Consider the following 19649-nt stretch of genomic DNA (forward strand, 5'->3'; position numbering starts at 1 on the left):
CTCGCGTCCCGGTGTCCGCCCATGAGTCCGGCTTGCTGGTCGGGCGAGTTCGCTAGGCTTGCCGCATGTCGATCCCGTGGCGCGGCCGATTTCAGGACTCCCCGATCACCTGGGAGCAGTTCCTCGACATCGATGAAGAAACACGTCGTGGGTTGGAAATAGTCGACGGATATGTAGTTCCCCGTGAGCAGCGTGATGCACGGCACCAGAAGGTTGCCAGTCGATTGTCGAACGCCATCGAGGAATCGGCAGTCGAGGAGATGCGAAGCAACGGCGACACATGCATTGAAACCAATACCGAGACCAGCGTGTTGCTGTGGGAGATGCCACCGACCGCGCGCATCCCCGACGTGGTCGTCAACCGCTGTCTCGACGACTTCGACCAGCTCACCGCCGACCGCGTGCTCATCGTGGTCGAGGTGGTGTCTCCGGGGTCCGGACGCCGCGACCGCATCCACAAGATGGCCGACTACGCGGACGCGGGCATCCCGCACTACTGGATCGTCGAATTCGACAAGGTCGGCGCGGTGAGCATCGAGCGCTACGCCCTGGAAATCCGCAAACGCGCATACACCCACGTGGAAACCACCCACCGCGACGGACACGGTCTCGCGGTCGACATCACCGCCCCCTTCCGAATCCTCATCGACTGGTCCCAACTCACCGTCGCTCCACGCCTGTGAACGGACTCAGCCGAGGAGGACCCGGCGCATGAGGTAGGTGACCCGGGCGCGCCCGGCCAGGGGGGTGTTGCCGAAGGCTTGGCCGAGGTCGATGACCATGGCGAAAGCCGCGTGGACGAGGAAGCGAGCCTCGGCGGGGGTGAGGGCCGGGCGGACCTCGCGGACCAGGCGGGCCCATTCCTGGACGCTGAGGCGCTGGATATTGCGCAGGACGGCGCGTTCCTCGGCGGGGACGTGGCCGAATTCGGCGTAGTAGACCACCGCGAGGGCGCGTTCGTCGAAGGTGTCGGCGACGAACTGGTCGATCAGCACATCGAGGGCGGCGGCACTGTGTGGGGTGCTCGCGACGGCGGGACCGATGGCGCCGGACACCCGGTCGGCGGCGCGGCGGAACGCGGCGGCGAGGATGTCGCTCTTCCCACGGTAGAAGCGGTAGACCGCCGACGCGGCGGAAAGCCCTGCGGCGGAGGCGATGTCTTCCACACTCACATTCGGGTAGCCGCGTTCGTGGAACAGCTCGACCGCTTTGCGCAGCAGCAGTTCGTGTTTGAACGCGGCGGGAATCTGTGCCCGCACCGACTGTTCGGAAACCGTTGCGGCAGGCGGAAGTTCACACTCGTGCAACGACATGCACGCCGAGCCGAGCAGCTTGTGCACCGCCCGCGCGGGGAGGGCGGCGTGGTGGTCGGCGAGGCTGGTGACCACGCCGAACATGGCCGTGGACACCAGCCGTAGCTCCTCGGCACTGAGTTCCGGACGCAGGACGGCGAGTTCACGGTCGAACCCGGCGAGGACGGAACTCTGCTGCCGATCCAGAACCGCCCGGTCGGCGGGCTCGAGATAGCGCCCCTCCCAGCGCACCAACGTGACGGTCGCCCGGTTCTCGAGGGTGGCGCCGATGAGCCCGGCGAGCCTGTGCCGCAACCGTTCCGGTGCCGACCTGACCTCGGCGGGTACCTCCACGGCCGTGGTGAACGCCTGGCCGACCCGCAGCAGTTCCTCCCGGAACAACGCGTACTTGCTCGGGTAGTGCCGGTACAGCGCGGCCGAGCTGATGCCGAGCGCGGCCGCGATGTCTTCCATGCTCACCCCGTGATACCCGGCGGCCCCGAACGCCGCCGCCGAGGTGGCCGCGATCTGCGCGCGCCGATTCTTCGGCCTGCGCCGCACACCATCGACTACCGACCCACGTGCCCCACGAGACTCGCCGCCATTCATACCCGAAGTGTATTAAACCGTGTCGGAGGGGGTGATCCGGGCATACCAGTCGAGCAACGCCGGGTCGTCGACGGCGCTCCGCTCCACCACGCGAGCCGGGTCGGCGCCCTGGAAGAGCTTCTTGATGGGCACCTCGAGCTTCTTGCCGGTGCGGGTGTGCGGAACCCCGGGGGCCTCGCGGATCTCGTCGGGGACGTGCCTGGGTGAGACCTCGCTCCGGATGGCGGCATTGATCCGGGCTTTCAGCTCGTCGGTGAGCTCGGCACCGGGTGCGAGCACGACGAACAGCGGCATCCAGTAACCGCCGTCGGGCTGTTCGGCCCCGATCACCAAGGCCTCGGCGACTTCCGGGAACTGCTCGACCACCTGGTAGATGTCGGCGCTGCCCATCCGGATACCGTGCCGATTGAGGGTGGAGTCGGAGCGTCCGTGTACCACCACGCTGCCGTGTTCGGTGAGCGTGATCCAGTCGCCGTGGCGCCACACGCCGGGATAGGTGTCGAAATAGGCGTCGCGGTAACGCTTTCCGTCCTCGTCACGCCAGAAATGAACCGGCATCGACGGCATCGGCTCGGTCACCACGAGCTCACCGACCTCGCCGCGCACCGGCTCGCCCTGTTCGTCGAACGCGTCGAGAGCAACCCCGAGGTACGGTGCCGACAGCTCACCCGGCCACACCGGGACGGTCGGCGTGCCACCGGCGAAGGCCGATACCACGTCCGTGCCACCGCTGATCGAACTCACCTGCACACGCGGGCCGACGTTCTCGCTCAGCCACAGCGCGCTCGTCTCCGGCAGCGCCGAACCGGTGATGCCGACGGTGCGCAGGGCGGCCAGGTCGTGATCGGTGCGCGGCACCGCACCGGCCTTGATGCAGCCGAGCACATACCCTGGGCTGGTGCCGAATACGGTGGCACCGACCTGGGCGGCGATGCGCCACAACGCATCCGGACCGCCCGCTGTGGGGCTGCCGTCGTACGTGACGATGGTCGCGCCTGCCAACAACCCGGCGACCTGGAAGTTCCACATCATCCAGCTCGGGCTGGTGTACCAGAAGAAGACATCATCGGTGCCGATATCGGACTGCAGCGCAACGGCTTTGAGGTGCTCGAGCAGCACGCCACCGTGGCCGTGGACGATGCCCTTGGGCAGTCCCGTCGTGCCGGAGGAGAACACGATCCACAGCGGATGATCGAAATCGACCGGGGTGGTTTCGATGATGCCGAAATTCTCGTCGGTGACTGTGTCGGCCCAGGCCAGTGCGTCCGGCACCGAGAGACCGAGCTGAGGCACGACGACGGTCGCGCGCAGACCGGGCAGCCCTTCTCGCAGCGCGGCGATATCGGCTCGCTTGTCGTGGTCCTTGCCGCCGAAACGGTAGCCGTCGGCGGTGACGAGCACCGTCGGGTCGAGTTGTCCGAGCCGGTCGAGCGCGGCCTTGGCGGAGTAGTCCTGTCCACAGGCGCTCCACACCGCGCCGATGCTCGCGGTCGCGAGGAAGGCGACGACCGCCTCCGGGATGTTGGGCAGATAACCAACCACCCGGTCACCCGCCTCGACCCCCTGTTCGCGCAGGGTGCGGGCGAAAACGGTGACCTGCTCGATGAGGTCCGACCACAGGATCTCGCGCGGTTCGGCGTCCTCGTGCAGCGCGATGATCGCGGGCCTGCCGAACTGGGCCATCCGGACGATCTGGTCGACGTAGTTCAACCGGGTGCCCGGAAACCACTGCGCACCAGGCATTTCCCGGGTGCCGAGGACCTCGCCCGCCGTCTCACCGAGTTCGAAGTAGTCCCACAGCGCCTGCCAGAAACCCTCGAGGTCGTCGACCGACCACTGCCACAGGGCCCGGTAGTCCGGATAGGCGAGGCCGGTGCGGGCGGTGACGAACGCGGCGAAATCGGTGATCCGGGCAGCCGCGATGTCGTCGTCGGTCGGTACCCATTGTGGTTGCACTGGCGTGGTCCTCCTCGGTTCAGGACAGGTCGGCGCGGCGCACGATCTGCTCGGCATGACGCAATACCGGTGCGTCCACCATGCGCCCTTCGAAGGCGAATACGCCACGGTGGTTCGGGACTTCCGCGAGAACTCTCCGCGCCCAGTCGGTTTCGGCCTCGGAAGGCGCGTACCCGGCGCGGATCACCGGAACCTGACTCGGGTGGATGGCGACTTTGCCGTCGAAGCCGACCGCGACCGCGTCGAGCGTTTCCGCCGCCAGACCGTCCAGGTCCTTGATGTTCAGATACACCGAATCCAGCGCGAACCGGCCGAACGCCTTGGCGGCGAGCAGGCTGGTGGAACGCACGTGCCGGGCGATGTCGCGGTAGCTGCCGTCGGCGTGCCTGCTGGCATTGCCGCCGAGCCCGGCGATCAGGTCCTCCGCGCCCCACATCACGCCGATGGCATTGTCCACCTGCACCGATTCGGTGACCCGCACCGCCCCGAGCGGTGATTCGACCAGCACGATCACCTCGCATTCGGCGAGGTTTCTGACCTGTTCGGCGGATTCGCACTTGGGCAGCATCACGCGCCGGTACTCGGTCCTCGCCAGGACGGCGAGGTCCTCGGCATGGTCGTCGGTGCCCGCCGCGTTCACCCGGATCACGGTGTGCTGTGGGTCGAGCGGGGTGTCGAGCAGCGCCTGCCTGGCCGCGGCCTTGTCGGCGGGGGCCACGCCGTCCTCGAGGTCGAGAATCACCACATCGGCGGCCGCGGCGGCCTTGGCGAAGCGTTCGGGGCGGTCGGCGGGGCAGAAGAGCCAGGCCGGACCCGCCGGTTGCCAGATCCTCATGCGGTCGGCGCCTTGCGGACCAGGGTCTGCCGGACAGCGGTGGCGACCACCACACCGTGCTGATTGCGCGCGGTGTGCGCCAAGCTGACGATTCCCTCACCGGGGCGGCTCTTGGACTCGCGCTTGTCGGTGACCAGGGTTTCGGCGTACATGGTGTCGCCGTGGAACAGCGGGGCGGGCACGGTCATCTCCGAGAAGCCGAGGTTGGCGACCAGGGTGCCCTGGGTGAGCTGGGCGACCGAGAGCCCGACCAGGGTCGAGAGCGTGAACATCGAGTTCACCAGCCGCTGATTGAACGGCGGCTGCGCGTCGGCGAACGAGGCGTCCAGATGCAGGGCCTGGGTGTTCATCGTCAGCGTGGTGAACAGGACGTTGTCGGCCTCGGTGATGGTGCGGCCGGGGCGGTGCTCGTACACCGTCCCGATCTCGAACTCCTCGAACCACAGGCCGCGCTGGACGACGCGCCTGGTCTCGCTCACAGTCCCAGCTCCCTAGCGATCAGCATCAGCTGCACCTCCGTCGTGCCCTCACCGATTTCCAGGATCTTGCTGTCACGGTAGTGCCTGGACACCAGGTACTCGTTCATGAAGCCGTTGCCGCCGAAGATCTGGGTGGCGTCGCGGGCGTTGTCCATCGCGGCCTCGCTGGCGACCATCTTCGCGATCGAGGCCTGCTTCTTGAAGGGTTTGCCCGCCAGCATGAGCGCGGCCGCGTCGTAGTAGGCGGTGCGCGCGGTGTGGGCCCGGGCCTCCATCCGGGCGATCTTGAACGCGATGGCCTGGTTGCGGCCGATGGCCTGGCCGAACGCCTGCCGCTCGCCCGCGTACCGCACACTCTCGTCCACACAGCCCTGCGCGGCGCCGACCGCGAGCGCGGCGATGGCGATGCGGCCCTCGTCGAGGATGCGCAGGAAGTTGGCGTAACCGCGCCCACGCTCACCGAGCAGGTTCTCGCGCGGCACCCGCACATCGGTGAAGCTCAGCGGATGGGTGTCGGAGGCGTTCCAGCCGACCTTGTTGTACGCGGGCTCGGCCACGAATCCCGGGGTCGAGGTCGGCACGAGGATCGTGGAGATCTCCTTCTTGCCGCCGTTGTTGCCGGTCACCGCGGTGACGGTGACCAGGCGGGTGATGTCGGTGCCCGAGTTGGTGATGAACTGCTTGCTGCCGTTGATCACCCAGCTGTCACCGTCCTCGACGGCCGTTGTCCTGGTGCCACCGGCGTCGCTGCCCGCGTCGGGCTCGGTGAGACCGAAACCGGCCAGCGCCTGCCCGCTGGTGAGCTGGGGCAACCACTCCGCGCGCTGGTCGTCGTCGCCGAACCGGTAGATGGGCATGGCGCCGAGGGAGACACCGGCTTCGAGGGTGATGGCCACGCTCTGGTCGACCTTGCCGAGTTCCTCCAGCGCGAGACAGAGGGCGAAGTAGTCGCCGCCCATGCCGCCGAAGTCCTCGGGGAACGGCAGGCCGAACAGGCCCATGTCGGCCATGCCTGCCACGACCTCGTACGGAAAGCTGTGGTCGGCATCGTGTTTCGCCGACACCGGGGCGACGACCTGCTGAGCGAAGTCGCGCACGGTGAGGGCGAGCTGACGGTATTCCTCCGGCAGGGAACCGGTGGACAGGTAGTCGGTCATGCGGTGGTTCCTTCACTGTCGGCGTCGGCCGTGTTCACGTCGGCGGGATGGGCGACGACGCGCACCAGCACTTGGTCCAGCTTCACCTGGGTGCCCGGCGAGGCCAGCACCTCCACGGTGCCCGCCACCGGTGCGGTGAGGGTGTGCTCCATCTTCATGGCCTCGATCACGATCACCGGATCGCCGACGGCGACCGTCGCGCCGTTCGCGACCGGTGCCGCGATCACCGAACCGGGCATGGGACTGCGGATTTCGGCGTCACCGACATGCGCGGCATCCCCACGCACACTCGCCTCCGCTACTTCGCGCAGCACGAAAACGCGACTGTTGTCGCTCACCCACAGCTGGTCGTCGGCCTCGGCCACTGTCACGGTGCGGCGCAGGCCGTTCACGGTGAGCTCGAGTCCGTCGTCGAGCAGGACAGCGGTCAGCGAGCTGGCGTTCGGACCCGCGGACTCCTCGGGCCGCGGCTCGGACGTGGCTGCCGCGGAGCCTGCGGGCTGTGGCGTGACCGGGCCGTCAACCGCACCAACGGCTGGCCGCTCGGCCGGTCGCGGTGTCGGGTGTTGTCCTGAGTGCGGCAGCGTGGCGTGGTCGTCGGCCAGCCAAACCTGCGCGGAATCCGGTGTGCCCGTGATGAACACGTGGCGGATCCGATCGCCGGAGGCGAGCCGGATCGTGGTCGGCGCCAGCGTACCGAGTCGCCAACCCGACGGTACCGACCACAGGTCTGTGCCGTGCTCCGGCCAGCGACGCAGCCAGTGATACGCGGCGGCCGCGATGAACTCGTCGTCGGTGGGTTCGGCGGGCGCGAAGTCGGTGACGCGGCGGTCGAGCAGCGCGGTGTCGAGGCGCCCCGCCCGCACATCGTCGTCGCCCAGCAGGAAGCGCAGGAACTCGATATTGCTGGTGACACCGAGCAACACCGTCTGTTCCAGCGCGCGGTCGAGTGCGGCGAGGGCGTCGGCGCGGGTGTTGCCCCGGGCGATCACCTTCGACAGCATCGGGTCGTAGTCGCTGCCGACCACGGTTCCCACGGACAGCCCCGAATCCACCCGGATGCCGTCGCCTTCCGGCTCGGCCAGGGCCAGCACCGTGCCACCGGTCGGCAGGAATCCCCGGCCCGGGTCCTCGGCGTACACACGGGCCTCGATCGCGTGCCCGGCCAGGTGGATCTCGTCCTGGGTGCGCGCCAGCTTCTGCCCGGCGGCCACCCGGACCTGGCATTCCACCAGGTCGATGCCGGTGACCATCTCGGTCACCGGATGTTCCACCTGCAGTCGCGTGTTCATCTCCATGAAGAAGAACTCGTCGGGCCGGTCGGCGGAGACGATGAACTCCACGGTGCCCGCGCCCACGTAGTCGACGCTGCGCGCGGTGTTGCAGGCCGCGGTGCCGATCCGGGCCCGGGTGGCGGCATCGAGTAGGGGCGAAGGTGCTTCCTCGATGACCTTCTGATGCCTGCGCTGCAAACTGCATTCGCGCTCGCCCAGGTGCACAACATTGCCGAAAGCGTCTGCCAGCACCTGCACTTCGATGTGCCGTGGCCGGGTGACGAAACGTTCCAGGAACAGGGTGTCGTCGCCGAAGGCGGCACCGGCTTCCCGGCGGGCACTCACCAGCGCGGCGGGCAGGTCCTCGGCCCGCTCGACCAGACGCATACCCTTGCCACCACCACCGGCCGACGGCTTCACCAGCACCGGATAGCCGATATCGGTTGCGGCGGCGATCAACTGGTCGTCGGTGAGGCCGGGTTCGGCGATGCCGGGGACCACCGGCACACCGAACGCCGTCACCGTCTTCTTCGCGGTGATCTTGTCGCCCATCACCTCGATGGCCTTGGCGGGCGGTCCGAGGAAGACGATGCCCGCGTCGGCCAACGCGGCGGCGAACGCCGAATTCTCCGACAGGAAGCCGTAACCCGGGTGCACCGCCTGCGCGCCGGAACGCACAGCGGCGTCGACGACCTTCTCGATCGACAAGTAGCTCTCGCGCGCGGGCGCCGGGCCGAGTCGCACCGCGACATCGGCCTCACGCACATGGCGCGCGTTCTCGTCGGCGTCGCTGTACACCGCGACGGAACGAATGCCCATGGCGCGCAACGTCTTGATGACGCGCACCGCGATCTCACCGCGATTGGCGACCAGGACAGTGTCGAATTCGACGGGTTGAGATTTGTTCAGCATGTCGCTCACTCCTGCGCCTCGCTGGCGCTCGGCTTCGTCGTGCGCGACGGCGCACTGTGTTTTGGGTTCACTCGCTGACGCTCCTTCACATCCGGAAGACGCCGTAGGAAACGGGTTCGAGTGGCGCTTGCGCACACACCGAAAGGGCAAGTCCGAGCACTGTTCTGGTGTCGGTGGGGGCGATCACGCCGTCGTCCCAGATGCGCGCCGTCGCATAGTAGGGGTTGCCCTGGGTTTCGTACTGCTCCCGGATCGGGGCCTTGAACGCCTCCTGATCCTCGGCCGACCAGGGCTTGCCCGCGCTGTCGAGCTGATCGCCGCGCACCGTTGCCAGCACCGACGCGGCCTGCTCGCCACCCATCACCGAGATGCGCGCGTTCGGCCACATCCACAGGAAGCGCGGCGAATACGCGCGCCCACACATGGAGTAGTTACCCGCGCCGTAGGACCCGCCGATCACCACCGTCAGCTTCGGCACCCGCGCGCACGCCACCGCGGTGACCATCTTCGCGCCGTGCTTGGCGATACCACCGGCCTCGTAGTCGCGACCGACCATGAAGCCGGTGATGTTCTGCAGGAACAGCAGCGGAATCTTGCGCTTGTCGCACAGTTCGATGAAATGCGCGCCCTTCATGGCGGATTCGCTGAACAGCACGCCGTTGTTGGCCACGATGCCAACCGGATGACCGTGGATGCGGGCGAAACCGGTGACCAGCGTCTTGCCGTACTCGGCCTTGAATTCCTGGAAACCGCTCTCGCCGTCGACGATCCGGTCGATCACCTCGCGCACGTCGTACGGTGTGCGCGGGTCGACGGGGACCACGTCGTAGAGCTCGTCCTCGGGCTCGGCGGGCGGGGTGCTCGGCAGCACCTGCCATGGGGCCTCGGGTCGCGGGCCGAGGGTCGAGACGATATCGCGGACGATGCGCAGCGCGTCGCGGTCGTCGTCGGCGAGATGATCGGTGACGCCGGAAGTGCGCGAATGCAGCAGACCACCGCCCAGTTCCTCCGCGGTGACGACCTCACCGGTCGCCGCCTTCACCAGCGGCGGGCCGCCGAGGAAGATGGTGCCCTGGTCGCGCACGATCACGGCCTCGTCGGCCATCGCGGGGACGTAGGCGCCACCGGCGGTGCACGAGCCGAGCACTGCCGCGATCTGGGCGATGCCGCGCGCGCTCATGTTCGCCTGGTTGTAGAAGATGCGACCGAAGTGGTCGCGGTCGGGGAACACCTCGTCCTGGCGGGGCAGGAACCCGCCGCCGGATTCCACCAGGTACACGCACGGCAGGTTGTTCTGCGCGGCCACCTCCTGGGCGCGCAGGTGCTTCTTCACCGTGATCGGGTAGTAGGTGCCGCCCTTGACCGTCGGGTCGTTGGCCAGCACCAGGCATTCCCGGCCCGCGATCCGGCCGATGCCCGCGATCACGCCCGCGCCGGGGCATTCGTCGTCGTACATGCCGTTGCCCGCCAGCGGGGCGAGTTCGAGGAAGGGACTGCCCGGGTCGAGCAGTTGGTCGATGCGGTCGCGGGGGAGCAGCTTGCCTCGGGCGACGTGCCGTTCGCGCGACTTCTGCGGGCCGCCGAGCGCGGTCGTGGCCAGCCGTTGCCGCAGGTCTGCCACCAGGGCGAGGTGCGCGTCTCGATTGCTCGTGGCGGCCTCGGTGTCATTGCCGAGGTCGTGTGTCACCGTCATCGGGCCATCCTGCCATCCGGTTAATCGCCAATAACTGAAATTCAGGTTAATGTTGATTAACCAAGTTGTCCAGAGGGGAAAGGAGTGTCGGTGGCCGAACCCGTCCCGGCGACCCGGCGCGAGCAGCTCAAGGCGCAGCGCCGGGAACAGTTGCTCACGGCAGGCGCCCGGTTGATCGCCGACCGGGGTTTCCTCGGTGTGCGCCTCGACGACCTGGGCGCCGCCGTCGGTATCAGCGGACCCGCCGTCTACCGGCACTTCGCGAACAAAGAGGCACTGCTGGTCGAACTGCTCGTCGGCATCAGTGAGCATCTGCTCGCAGGCGGCCGCGCCGTGGTCGCCGAATCGTCGACGGCCGCCGAAGCCCTCGCCGGCCTGGTCGACTTCCACCTCGACTTCGCCTTCGGCAACCCCGAACTCATCCGCATCCAGGACCGCGACCTCGACAAGGTCCCCACACCGGAACGCCGAGTCCTGCGCCGCACCCAGCGTCAGTACGTCGAAGTCTGGGTAGAGGTCCTCCGCGAACTACGTCCCGGCCTCGCGGAGGAAACCGCCCGAATCCAAGCTCACGCCGCCTTCGGCCTCATCAACTCCACACCCCACAGCGCGTCGGCTGCGAGTGCTTCCCGTGCGCGCCCGGTGCTTCGGCAGATGGCACTGGCCGCACTGACGGCCGATGACGAAAGCCGACTCGATCACTTGCACGCCGAAGGTCGAATTCAGCCCGCGCGCCAACCGAAACGTCCGGCTCCCGAGCCGGTGCAGGCGGGCCCGGTCTCAGACCTGATCGACGACCAGCGCCACTGACGAGTCGGCAGATTCGCTGACTCCGAGCCGTCGGGCGTCGCTTCTTCATTCCCAAGGATCGATCACCGGCGCACCGGTCGGGGCGAAGTCCTTCGTGTTGCGAGTGACCACGGTCATCCCGTGCTCGTCAGCTGTTGCCGCGATCAGGGCGTCGCGCTCTGGACGAGGGTCGGGTACGTGCAGGCGGGCCGCACGTCGTGCGACGGCGAGATCGACGGCGAGGATGCGGCCGTCGAACGCGTCGAGCACCGTGTCGTCGAGCCAGGCGCGCAGCCTCTTACCCTGGTCGGCGTCGCGGCGCTCGACCCGCCCGATGCCGATGTCGATCTCCATGATCGTGACAACGCTCAAATAGAGTTCCGATGGTCGCCTGGCCGCGATCCATGCTCGCACCCTCGGGTCCGCGGATCGCGCGGACTTGCGCAATTCGCTCAGAACATTGGTGTCGAGGAGGTAGGTCACAGCTCGGGGACCTTCAGGTCGATGCCGAGCGGAGTCGGCTCGAAATCGATGTCGTCATCGTCCATGCTCAAGCGGCCTACGAGGTCTTGACTGTCGGCGCGAAGGCGTCTGTACTCCGCGATGGACAGCAACACGAACGCCTCTTCGCCACGGTCGGTAATCACCACGGGACCTTGCAGGGCGGCGCGTTTGGCCGCGCTGACATCCTGGTTGAGTTCGCGAGCGCTCATGGTGGCCATGATGCCCTCCTCTTGGTAGGTATGTACCTACATTAGCAAAGTTTCACGGCTGGCATCACGGCGCTCGGAATCAGGCAATCCGATCCCATAACCAGCCCGGGCCGACGGTTTCGGCCCCGTGCGCCGCCACTCGTTCGCGGAGTTCGCGGTCGGCGGTGACGACGATGATCTTGTCGTGGTTGTCGGCGGCGACCACGTCGACGATCGTGTCGTCACCCGAACCCTTGGCAAGCACGACTTTCAGGGGCGGGGCCGCCGCATCCGAGCCTGGTTTCGCTGCGCCCTCGAGAACCACGGTGACGTCGGTCGTCTCGGTCAGCCCGGCGAGCTCGGTGAGCAGCCTGCGCGCGGCGCCTGCCCGATCCTTCCACCACCCGTCGGCGCGCGAACCGATGACGTTGGCCGCATCGACGACGATCAGCTGATCCATCAGCCCAGTCTGCCCCTTCCGCGGGGAGCGACAGGCCTCGCGGGTTCCTGTGTGGCGGCAGGGGAGGGGCCTACGCTGGGCGCATGACTTCCCTGACGGATCCTCAGGTGCGAGAGTTCCTTTCCCACGGCACACGGACGGGCAAGGTGGCATTCACGGCCAAGGACGGGCGGCCGTTGGTGACGCCGATCTGGTTCATCGTGGAAGGTGATGAGCTGGTGTTCAACACGGGGAAGGAGACCGCGAAAGGGCGGGCGTTCGCGCGGGATCCCCGGGTCGCGGTGTGTGTTGATCTGGAAGAGCCACCTTATGGGCTGGTGGAGGTGCAGGGGACGGTCGAGATGTCGGAGGATCCGGCGGAGCTGGTGCGGACCGCGACCGCGATCGCCGCCCGGTACATGGGCGCGGACCGGGCCGAGGAGTTCGGCAAGCGCAACGGGGTGCCAGGCGAGCTGGTGGTGCGGGTTCGGCCGACGAAGGTCATCGCGCATTTCGACATGACCGGGTAGATCAGCGGGGCGCGGGCGGGAGCTCGGGCACTTCGGTCGGGAAGACGGGCTCGCTGTTCATCGGCGCGGCGTCCGGGCCGGGAGTGGACGGGTCGTAGGGCGCGGGATCGCGGTCGAAGATCGGGTTGCTGCAGGAGGCGCCGGGTTCCGGTGTGGTGTAAGGGTTGTTGCGCAGGGCCATGATGAACTGGTCGACGCGCGCGTCGGTCGCGCTGTCGAGGACGAGCTGGTGGCCCCACGACTGCAGCGAGATCGGATCGGCCATGTTCGGGATGGGCGACATGAAGGTGTATGTCCTGCCCTGCACCTTGTTCCGCAGCGTCGCCTGGTCGTCGGCGCTCACCCGCGCAGGGTCGTAGGCGATCCACACCGCGCCGTGTTCCATCGAGTGCACCGCGTTCTCGGTCCGGATGCCCTCGGGATAGACCACACCGTCGCAGGCCGCCCAGACCGCGTCGTGCGTGCCGCCCATCGGCGGGATCGACGTGTACGCCACCCGCTGCGTGCTCGGCACATGATTGCCGAGGGGGTATTCGGCGGTGACGACACCGGGGATGTCTTTCGCCGGGTCCTGGTTGTCCTCGGAGGGCGCGAAGCTGTCCATGGCGATCATCGGATGACCTTCGACGGCATCGTCGCCACAACCCGCGAGCGTGATCGACGCGACCGCCAGCAGACACGCGCTCACTCTGTTCCGTACCCGCATGGGCCCCTCCTCGTCGTGTCGGCGCTCGCCGTCCGAGACGAACTTACTGGCAGTCCGCCCACACCGCCGTGGACCCGGCTCCGGCGGTGCGATCAGGTCGTGGACGCACGACTGGTCGAGACGAACTGTTTGCCCGGGTCGACCATCTTGCGCACGGTCGCGCCTTTCGAATACTCCCCGAGCGCGGTCATATTCCAGCCGGGTGCGGCGCGGGTGAGCATGGCGAGGAAGACGCCCGTGGTCGGTTCGCCCTTGGACAGTTCGAAGCGGACCAGTTCGGCGCCGGTGTGGTCGTCGAGGAGACGGCAGTGTGCGCGACCGACCTGATCGAACTTGTGGCCCGCGAAGGAGTTGACGGTGAAGATCAGGGCGTAGACCTCGGGGGGTAGGGCCGTCAGGTCGACGGTGATGACCTCGTCGTCGCCGTCACCGTGGCCGGTCAGGTTGTCGCCGGAGTGTTTGATCGCGCCGTCGAATGCCTCGCGGCGTAGAAACCAGACGTTGGTGAGCTTCTTCGCGCGGTCGTCGTAGGCGATGACGGAGGCGTCGAGGTCGATCCGGCCGCCGTGTGTCGCAGGGTCCCAACCCAGGCCCATCCGCACCCGGGTGAGTGCCGGGGCACCGGGTTTGGTGAGTGACACCGTTTCGCTCTTGCGCAGGGTCACATGGCCTTTGGACAGGTCGACCGTGGGGCGTCCGAACCGAGGTGGATCGGCCACGGTCGTCGGCGCCGATCGAACCTCGGCCGGTGGGACGGGCTGGACCTCGGCGGGCGGTGGCGATTGTCCCTCGGCCGGTTCGTCATCGACGGTGATGCCGAAATCGGTCGCGATGCCCGCCAGCCCCTGCGCGTATCCCTGACCGACCGCGCGCACCTTCCACCCGTCCCCGCGCCGGTACAGCTCGCAGGCGATCAGCGCGGTCTCCGGCCCGAGTCCGGTCGGGGTGAAGGCGGCGAGCAGGGCGCCGGACGACTCGTCGGTCACCGTGGTCCGGGGCGGTCCGGCCTGCCCCCATTCGGTCGGCCCGGTGCCGTCGAGGCTCGCGGTGAGCACGATTCGATCGATCTCGGCGGGCACCGAGGCGAACGACACCCGGACGGCTTCGGCCGAGACGACTTCGACGCCGGGGGCGACCGGCTGGTTGTAGAAGACGAAATCGCTGTCGGAGCGCACCTTTCCGGCGGCGGTCAGCAGCAGCGCGGCAAGGTCGGCGCCGGTGTCGGCGGCCACGGTGATCCGCACTTCGGGCGAGGGCAACGGTGTGTTCGCGCCCTTGGACAACTCCATGGTCTACCTCACCTCATCGGGAGCCGCAACGGCCCGCATCGCCACCGAACCTACTGCCGCGCGCGACGCGCATCCAGCCGCGCATGCGGTGAGCAACCGGCACCCCAGCCAAGGAACGAGCCGTCGACAACCAGGGTGACCAGCGAAAACGCGCGCGTCGCTGGCAGGTTGAGGCGACAACCACGGCTACCGTTTCGACAAGTTCCCTGAGCAACGAGGCTGGTGAACGGAGTTCTGGCATGGCCGGACGGACCGTGGCCCACGCATGGGCCGCCGCATTTCTCGGTGTGCTGCTCGTGCTCGCGACCGCGCCGGGCGCGCGGACCCAACCGCCGGGCGGGGTCGCCGACCATGTCGAGGATCCCGAGTCCGGCCTCTCGATCGATGTGTTCTATTGCAGCGACCGGACCCAGACCTACCGGGTTCCGGCGGGCACCACGAGCCTCTACATCGAGGCGGTCGGTGGACAGGGGCAGACGCCGAATCCGAACTTCACCGGCATCGGCGGGCTCGGCGGACAGGTCAGCGGTGGTCTGCGGGTGAGCCCGCACCAGGAGTTCCAGGTGCAGGTCGGGTGCGCGGGCGGGGAGAACGGCGGCTTCTCGCCGTACGCCTCCGGCGGAGCGAGGGGCGAAGCGGTCGACCAGCTGACGAATTTCGGCACGGTCTATTCGAGCGGCTGGGACGGCGGCGGCGGTGGCGGTGCGTCGGCCGTGCTCGGCGCCGACGACACTCCGGTGCTGGTCGCGGGTGGTGGCGGGGGAGCGGGCGGCAACGCCCCCGACTGCTATTCGGTGTCGCCCGTACAGGATTCGACCTTCTTCTACTGCGGTGGCGGTTCGCGTCGCGACGGCGGTGACGGTGGCGACGGCAGCGCGGCGGTCGGCTGGCAGGAGGGTCCGCCGTGGACCGGCGGCGCGGGTGAGAACAATCCGGCGGGCACCACACCGAGCGGTCTGACCTGCGGCGGCACCCGGGCGGGCGGTGCGGGCCACACGTTCGACAAGACCGGGGGCGGCGGCGGTGGCGGGGGTGGGGGCGGCGGCTACCTCGGTGGTGCCGGGCAGGGCGGTGGTTGTGGTGGCGCGGCCGCGCCGGAGACGCCGATCTCGCACGGTCCGCACGCCGCACCGGGCGCCGGTGGTGCGGGCGGTGGCGGTGGCACCTCCTACGCGTCGCCGAGCCTGTCGAAGGCGAGCGTGACCACCGCGTCGGTCTCCGGTGACGGCTACGTCCTGTTCCTGACCTCCGCCGACGGTGTCCGCACGACGACCTTCGGTGCGCACGGTGAATCCGCGCAGTACTACTGCGTCGGCGACGGCGTGGACGAGATCTTCGCCGACGTGCTCGGCGGGTCGGGCGCGGGCGGTGGACACGATTTCGGTGACGTCGGCACCGGTGGCGCGGGCAGCGGTGTACAGGCGGTGATCGCCGTGCAGGAACGCAAACAGCTGAAGATCGACGTCGGTCGTTACGGTGGCCCCGGCGGCGGCTGGGGATACGGCACCGGTGGCGCCCGAGGCACCGCCGACTCCGGCGCCTCCTACAGCGGGGCGGGCGGTGGCGGGGCGTCGGCGGTGAGTCAGAACGGCGCCGACTGCGGCACCCGGCCGTCGTCGGACAATCGGGCGATAGTCGTCGCCGGTGGCGGAGGCGGTGGCGGAGGCAACGGGTTCAGCGCCGACGGCGGTGACGGCGGCGGCGGCGGTCCCCAGCCGGGCGACGGCACCAGCGGCGGTTTCGGTGGCGGCTTCGGCGGTGACGGCGGCAGCGAGCACGGCACGCACGGCGGGCACGCCACCGGCAGCTCCACCGGCGGTGGTGGGGGCGGCGGCGGTGGTGGCAGCCACGGCGGCGGCAAGGGGCACGGCGCGCAGGACGGCAACGACGGTGGTGGCGGCGGTGGCGGTGGCGGCGAGTCGGTCGTCGACAGCGTCGCGAACCAGCCGCCGCACTTCTACAACGGACCCGACGGCAATCACGGGAACCGGGACCGGCTCAACGAGGGCAAGGTGCAGCTGATCGTCCCGATCCCGTCGAAACGCAGTCGGGTGGAACTGATCTCGGGCAACAGTCAGAGCGCCTACTCGGGTCAGCCCTTCGCCGAGCCGCTGCGGGTGCGGTTCGTCGACGCGATCCACGGCCCCCAGGCGGGCAAGTCGATCACCTTCGCGCTGCCCGCCGGTCAGCCGCCCGCCGCCGTCTTCGACAACGGCGGCGACACGATCCGGACGACCACCGACGCCGACGGCTACGCCCAGGTGAACCTGACCGCGCTGGCCGCCACCCGCCAGGGCGAACTGCCCGGCGGATTCCTGGTCACCGCGTCCGCGACCGACGATCCCGCGCACCTGATCGGCGGCGCGGTGTTCCGGCTGCACGACGACGAGGTGCCGACCGAGATCGAGGTGACCACCACCGCGCCGAACCACCTCGCCCGGGTCGGCGAGCCGGTCGGCTTCAGTGCGAAGGTGAGCCAGAAACCGGGCACCGCACCGGCATTCGGGACACCCGCCGGGCACGTGCGCTTCGAGATCGACGGTGTCGCGACGCCGGGACCGATCGAGCTGGTCGACGGGGTGGCGACGTTGCCGCCGATCGACGGCCTGCGCCCCGGCGCCCACCACGTCCTCGCCACCTACCTGGCCGACGACCCGAGCCGGGTGTTCGCCCCGGTCTTCGGCAGTGTCGGGGTGCTGGTGGGGCCGGTGAAGGTGCCCACCGAGGTCCATCTGACCCTGCCACCACCGCCGGTCCTGGCCGGTGCGGTGGTCGGCGCCACCGTCACCGTGCCGACACCGAAGCCCGACGCCCCGAACCCCACCGGCGCGATCCAGTTCGCGCAGTACGGTTCCCCGCTGGGCGATCCGGTGCCCCTCGGCACGGACGGCACGGCGAGCTCGCCGCCGCTGCGGGCCGGTTCGGGCACGATCGAGGCGCACTACCTCGGTGACGACAGCTACGAACAATCCAGCGGCCGAGCCGAACTCACCGTGTACACCGCGACCTCGACGACGACGGTGCGCGCCAACCACAACCCGGTGACCTACTTCGAGCGCCTCGACCTCACCGCGACCGTCACCCGCGACCCCGTCGGCGAGATCGACACCGGCACCGTCCAGTTCGCCGCCGACGGCAAGCCGCTCGGCGCACCCGTCCCGGTCGACGACGGCATCGCCGTCGCCCGTGCTGTCGACGTCTCCCACCTTGGCTTCGGCACCCACCTGGTCACCGCCGACTACTCCGGTGACGCCGACACCGGCGTGGCGCCGAGCCGAGGCACGATGACGCTGTGGGTGCTGAAGGTCGGCGGCTCACCGGGTGACCATCCCAGCGATGTCGGCGTACGTCTCGACCTGCCCCGCACCGCCGATCCCGGCCAGCGGGTGACCGCCACGGTCACCGTCACCAACGCGGGCGGACGGCAAGCCGCCGACGTGGAAGCGCGGCTGTCGACCCAGGGCTGGCACCGCCTGGTCGACCCAGGAGGTGGCGAGGCGCGCCCGAACCATGTGCGCTTCCGGATGCCCACCCTCGAACCGGGCGAGACGCGGACCTTCACGGTCGTCCTCGAAGCGCCACCGCGCCTGGCGCTGATCACCTCGTTCCTGCACGCCTCGAGCGCGAGCACCGACATGAACCGGACCAACAACCTGCACCTCGCATCGACCTTCGTCCGCCCGCGGACGAGCTGAACACCTTCGATCGCGGCGAGTGCGCCGTGCGCCGAGCAGACCGGGCGTCGGCAGCCAGGACCGCCCGGCAACCGGCGGCGTTCTACGCTGCTGACATGACGGTGCATTTCATCGGGGCGGGCCCCGGCGCAGCCGACCTGCTCACGGTGCGCGCGGTGAACCTGCTGCGCGACAGCCCGGTCTGCCTGTACGCGGGGACCTACCTCGACCCCGAGGTGCTCGCCCACTGCGCGCCCGGCACGCAGTTGATCGACACCCAGCAGCTGGATCTGGACCAGATCACCGCCCATCTCGTCCAGGCGCACGAGGCAGGCAAGGATGTCGCGCGCCTGTGCTCGGGCGACCCGTCCATCTACTCGGCCCTCACCGAACAAACCCGCCGCCTCGACGCGCACGGCGTCCCCTGGGACATCACCCCCGGCGTCCCCGCCTATGCCGCTGCCGCGGCGATCCTCGGCACCGAACTCACGATCCCCGAGGTGGTGCAGTCGGTGGTCCTCACCCGCACCCAGGCCCGTTCGACGAAGATGCCCGAGGGCGAGGCTCTGGCGAACTTCGCCGCCACCGGCGCCACCCTCGTTCTGCACCTGGCCGTCACGAGGATCAAGACCCTCGCCGAGGAACTCGCGGAGGAATACGGCCCCACCTGCCCGGTCGCCGTCGTCTACCGCGCCAGCCAACCCGAACAACTGGTCCTGCGCGGCACCCTCGCCGACATCGCCACCCAGGTCGAATCGGCGGGTCTGCGCCAAGCCGCCGTCATCCTCGTCGGCCGTGCGATGAACATTCCCGCCACCTGCGCCCAGTCGCACCTCTACGACCCGGCTCGTCAGCGCTCGGAATGATCCCGTGCCCCGCCCGAGCACGGTGACCGCACCCACCCACCCCGCAGCCATGGCGACGGCCGAGATGTGACTCATCACTCAATCGCTCGCGCGCACGACCTCGACGGTCGTGATGTGAGGTGGGTGGAACGGTCAGCAAACCGGCTGCGGCGGGTTTACCTGGGCCGATGCCCGCCAGCTATGGAGGTGGTTGGTTGCGGGGCAGCGGCACCGGTAGATTGGTGCGATGGTTTGCGACGAGCACACCGGCGCGGTCGGCCGGACGGTCCGAAGCATGGTCTCGGCCATGTAACGAGATCGGCTGAGCCGACAGATAGTGCCTATGGACATTTTTTGCCTGATTGATTTCGAGAATTGAACCCGAGACGCAGGCGCCACCGCTGGTTCTGGCTGGGCGTCTGCGTTCCGGTGTCGTCGGGGAGCGCCTGATGCGGGTGTTCCGGAAGCGAGGTTTGGG

Annotated in this window: 17 protein-coding genes; 5 read left to right on the forward strand and 12 right to left on the reverse strand. The window is 68.8% G+C overall.

Translation table 11 applies throughout. The features are described from left to right. Positions 1 to 65 precede the first annotated feature (65 nt). On the forward strand, positions 66 to 683 hold the full coding sequence (locus tag NC7_RS05605; protein WP_067979777.1) for a Uma2 family endonuclease: 618 nt from the start codon (positions 66 to 68) through the stop codon (positions 681 to 683). Between the two features lie 6 nt (positions 684 to 689). Here NC7_RS05605 and NC7_RS05610 read toward each other — a convergent pair whose 3' ends face one another. The 7 genes from NC7_RS05610 to NC7_RS05640 all read right to left on the reverse strand — a co-directional run bounded on the left by NC7_RS05610 (position 690) and on the right by NC7_RS05640 (position 10207). Beyond that, positions 690 to 1901 carry a TetR/AcrR family transcriptional regulator gene (locus tag NC7_RS05610; RefSeq protein WP_067979781.1) on the reverse strand — a complete coding sequence of 404 codons (1212 nt, stop codon included), beginning with the start codon at positions 1899 to 1901 and terminating at the stop codon, positions 690 to 692. Between the two features lie 12 nt (positions 1902 to 1913). Next, entirely contained in the window at positions 1914 to 3857 is a 1944-nt protein-coding gene (locus tag NC7_RS05615; RefSeq protein WP_236573111.1) for an acetoacetate--CoA ligase, read from the reverse strand. 19 nt (positions 3858 to 3876) lie between these two features. After that, positions 3877 to 4692, reverse strand: a complete 816-nt coding sequence (locus tag NC7_RS05620; RefSeq protein WP_067979786.1) for an HpcH/HpaI aldolase/citrate lyase family protein — start codon at positions 4690 to 4692, stop codon at positions 3877 to 3879. Next, complete coding sequence (locus NC7_RS05625) at positions 4689 to 5171, reverse strand: MaoC family dehydratase (protein ID WP_067979790.1); 483 nt, start codon at positions 5169 to 5171, stop codon at positions 4689 to 4691. Before NC7_RS05625 ends, NC7_RS05620 begins: the two co-directional genes overlap by 4 nt. After that, entirely contained in the window at positions 5168 to 6328 is a 1161-nt protein-coding gene (locus NC7_RS05630; protein WP_067979793.1) for an acyl-CoA dehydrogenase family protein, read from the reverse strand. The genes NC7_RS05625 and NC7_RS05630 overlap by 4 nt, the downstream gene beginning before the upstream one ends. Next, positions 6325 to 8514, reverse strand: a complete 2190-nt coding sequence (locus NC7_RS05635) for an ATP-binding protein (protein ID WP_067979910.1) — start codon at positions 8512 to 8514, stop codon at positions 6325 to 6327. The genes NC7_RS05630 and NC7_RS05635 overlap by 4 nt, the downstream gene beginning before the upstream one ends. An 85-nt stretch (positions 8515 to 8599) precedes the next feature. Further along, on the reverse strand, positions 8600 to 10207 hold the full coding sequence (locus NC7_RS05640; protein ID WP_236573108.1) for a carboxyl transferase domain-containing protein: 1608 nt from the start codon (positions 10205 to 10207) through the stop codon (positions 8600 to 8602). Positions 10208 to 10291: 84 nt separating this feature from the next. On the opposite strand from NC7_RS05640, the gene NC7_RS05645 reads away from it, so the two are divergent. Continuing rightward, entirely contained in the window at positions 10292 to 11017 is a 726-nt protein-coding gene (locus NC7_RS05645) for an SACE_7040 family transcriptional regulator (RefSeq protein ID WP_084458001.1), read from the forward strand. Between the two features lie 45 nt (positions 11018 to 11062). Here the strand turns inward: NC7_RS05645 and NC7_RS05650 are convergent, their stop codons facing one another. The 3 genes from NC7_RS05650 to NC7_RS05660 form a co-directional block, all read right to left on the reverse strand. After that, complete coding sequence (locus NC7_RS05650; protein WP_067979796.1) at positions 11063 to 11479, reverse strand: type II toxin-antitoxin system VapC family toxin; 417 nt, start codon at positions 11477 to 11479, stop codon at positions 11063 to 11065. After that, positions 11476 to 11718, reverse strand: a complete 243-nt coding sequence (locus NC7_RS05655; protein ID WP_067979799.1) for a type II toxin-antitoxin system Phd/YefM family antitoxin — start codon at positions 11716 to 11718, stop codon at positions 11476 to 11478. The genes NC7_RS05650 and NC7_RS05655 overlap by 4 nt, the downstream gene beginning before the upstream one ends. A 70-nt stretch (positions 11719 to 11788) precedes the next feature. Next, on the reverse strand, positions 11789 to 12148 hold the full coding sequence (locus NC7_RS05660) for an NYN domain-containing protein (RefSeq protein ID WP_067979802.1): 360 nt from the start codon (positions 12146 to 12148) through the stop codon (positions 11789 to 11791). 83 nt (positions 12149 to 12231) lie between these two features. Between NC7_RS05660 and NC7_RS05665 the strand changes: the two genes are divergently transcribed. After that, on the forward strand, positions 12232 to 12657 hold the full coding sequence (locus NC7_RS05665; RefSeq protein ID WP_067979805.1) for a PPOX class F420-dependent oxidoreductase: 426 nt from the start codon (positions 12232 to 12234) through the stop codon (positions 12655 to 12657). Between the two features lies 1 nt (position 12658). Here NC7_RS05665 and NC7_RS05670 read toward each other — a convergent pair whose 3' ends face one another. Further along, on the reverse strand, positions 12659 to 13363 hold the full coding sequence (locus tag NC7_RS05670) for a thioredoxin-like domain-containing protein (RefSeq protein WP_084458004.1): 705 nt from the start codon (positions 13361 to 13363) through the stop codon (positions 12659 to 12661). 92 nt (positions 13364 to 13455) lie between these two features. Beyond that, positions 13456 to 14652, reverse strand: coding sequence for a TerD family protein (locus NC7_RS05675; protein WP_201449840.1), 1197 nt, complete (start codon positions 14650 to 14652; stop codon positions 13456 to 13458). Between the two features lie 239 nt (positions 14653 to 14891). On the opposite strand from NC7_RS05675, the gene NC7_RS30365 reads away from it, so the two are divergent. Both NC7_RS30365 and cobM read left to right on the forward strand, forming a co-directional pair. After that, positions 14892 to 18347, forward strand: a complete 3456-nt coding sequence (locus NC7_RS30365) for an Ig-like domain repeat protein (protein ID WP_067979807.1) — start codon at positions 14892 to 14894, stop codon at positions 18345 to 18347. A 95-nt stretch (positions 18348 to 18442) separates the two neighbouring features. After that, positions 18443 to 19192, forward strand: coding sequence for a precorrin-4 C(11)-methyltransferase (cobM, locus tag NC7_RS05685; protein WP_067979809.1), 750 nt, complete (start codon positions 18443 to 18445; stop codon positions 19190 to 19192). Positions 19193 to 19649 lie beyond the last annotated feature (457 nt).

The organism is Nocardia caishijiensis NBRC 108228, from assembly GCF_001612825.1.
GTDB classification, from domain to species: Bacteria; Actinomycetota; Actinomycetes; order Mycobacteriales; family Mycobacteriaceae; genus Nocardia; species Nocardia caishijiensis.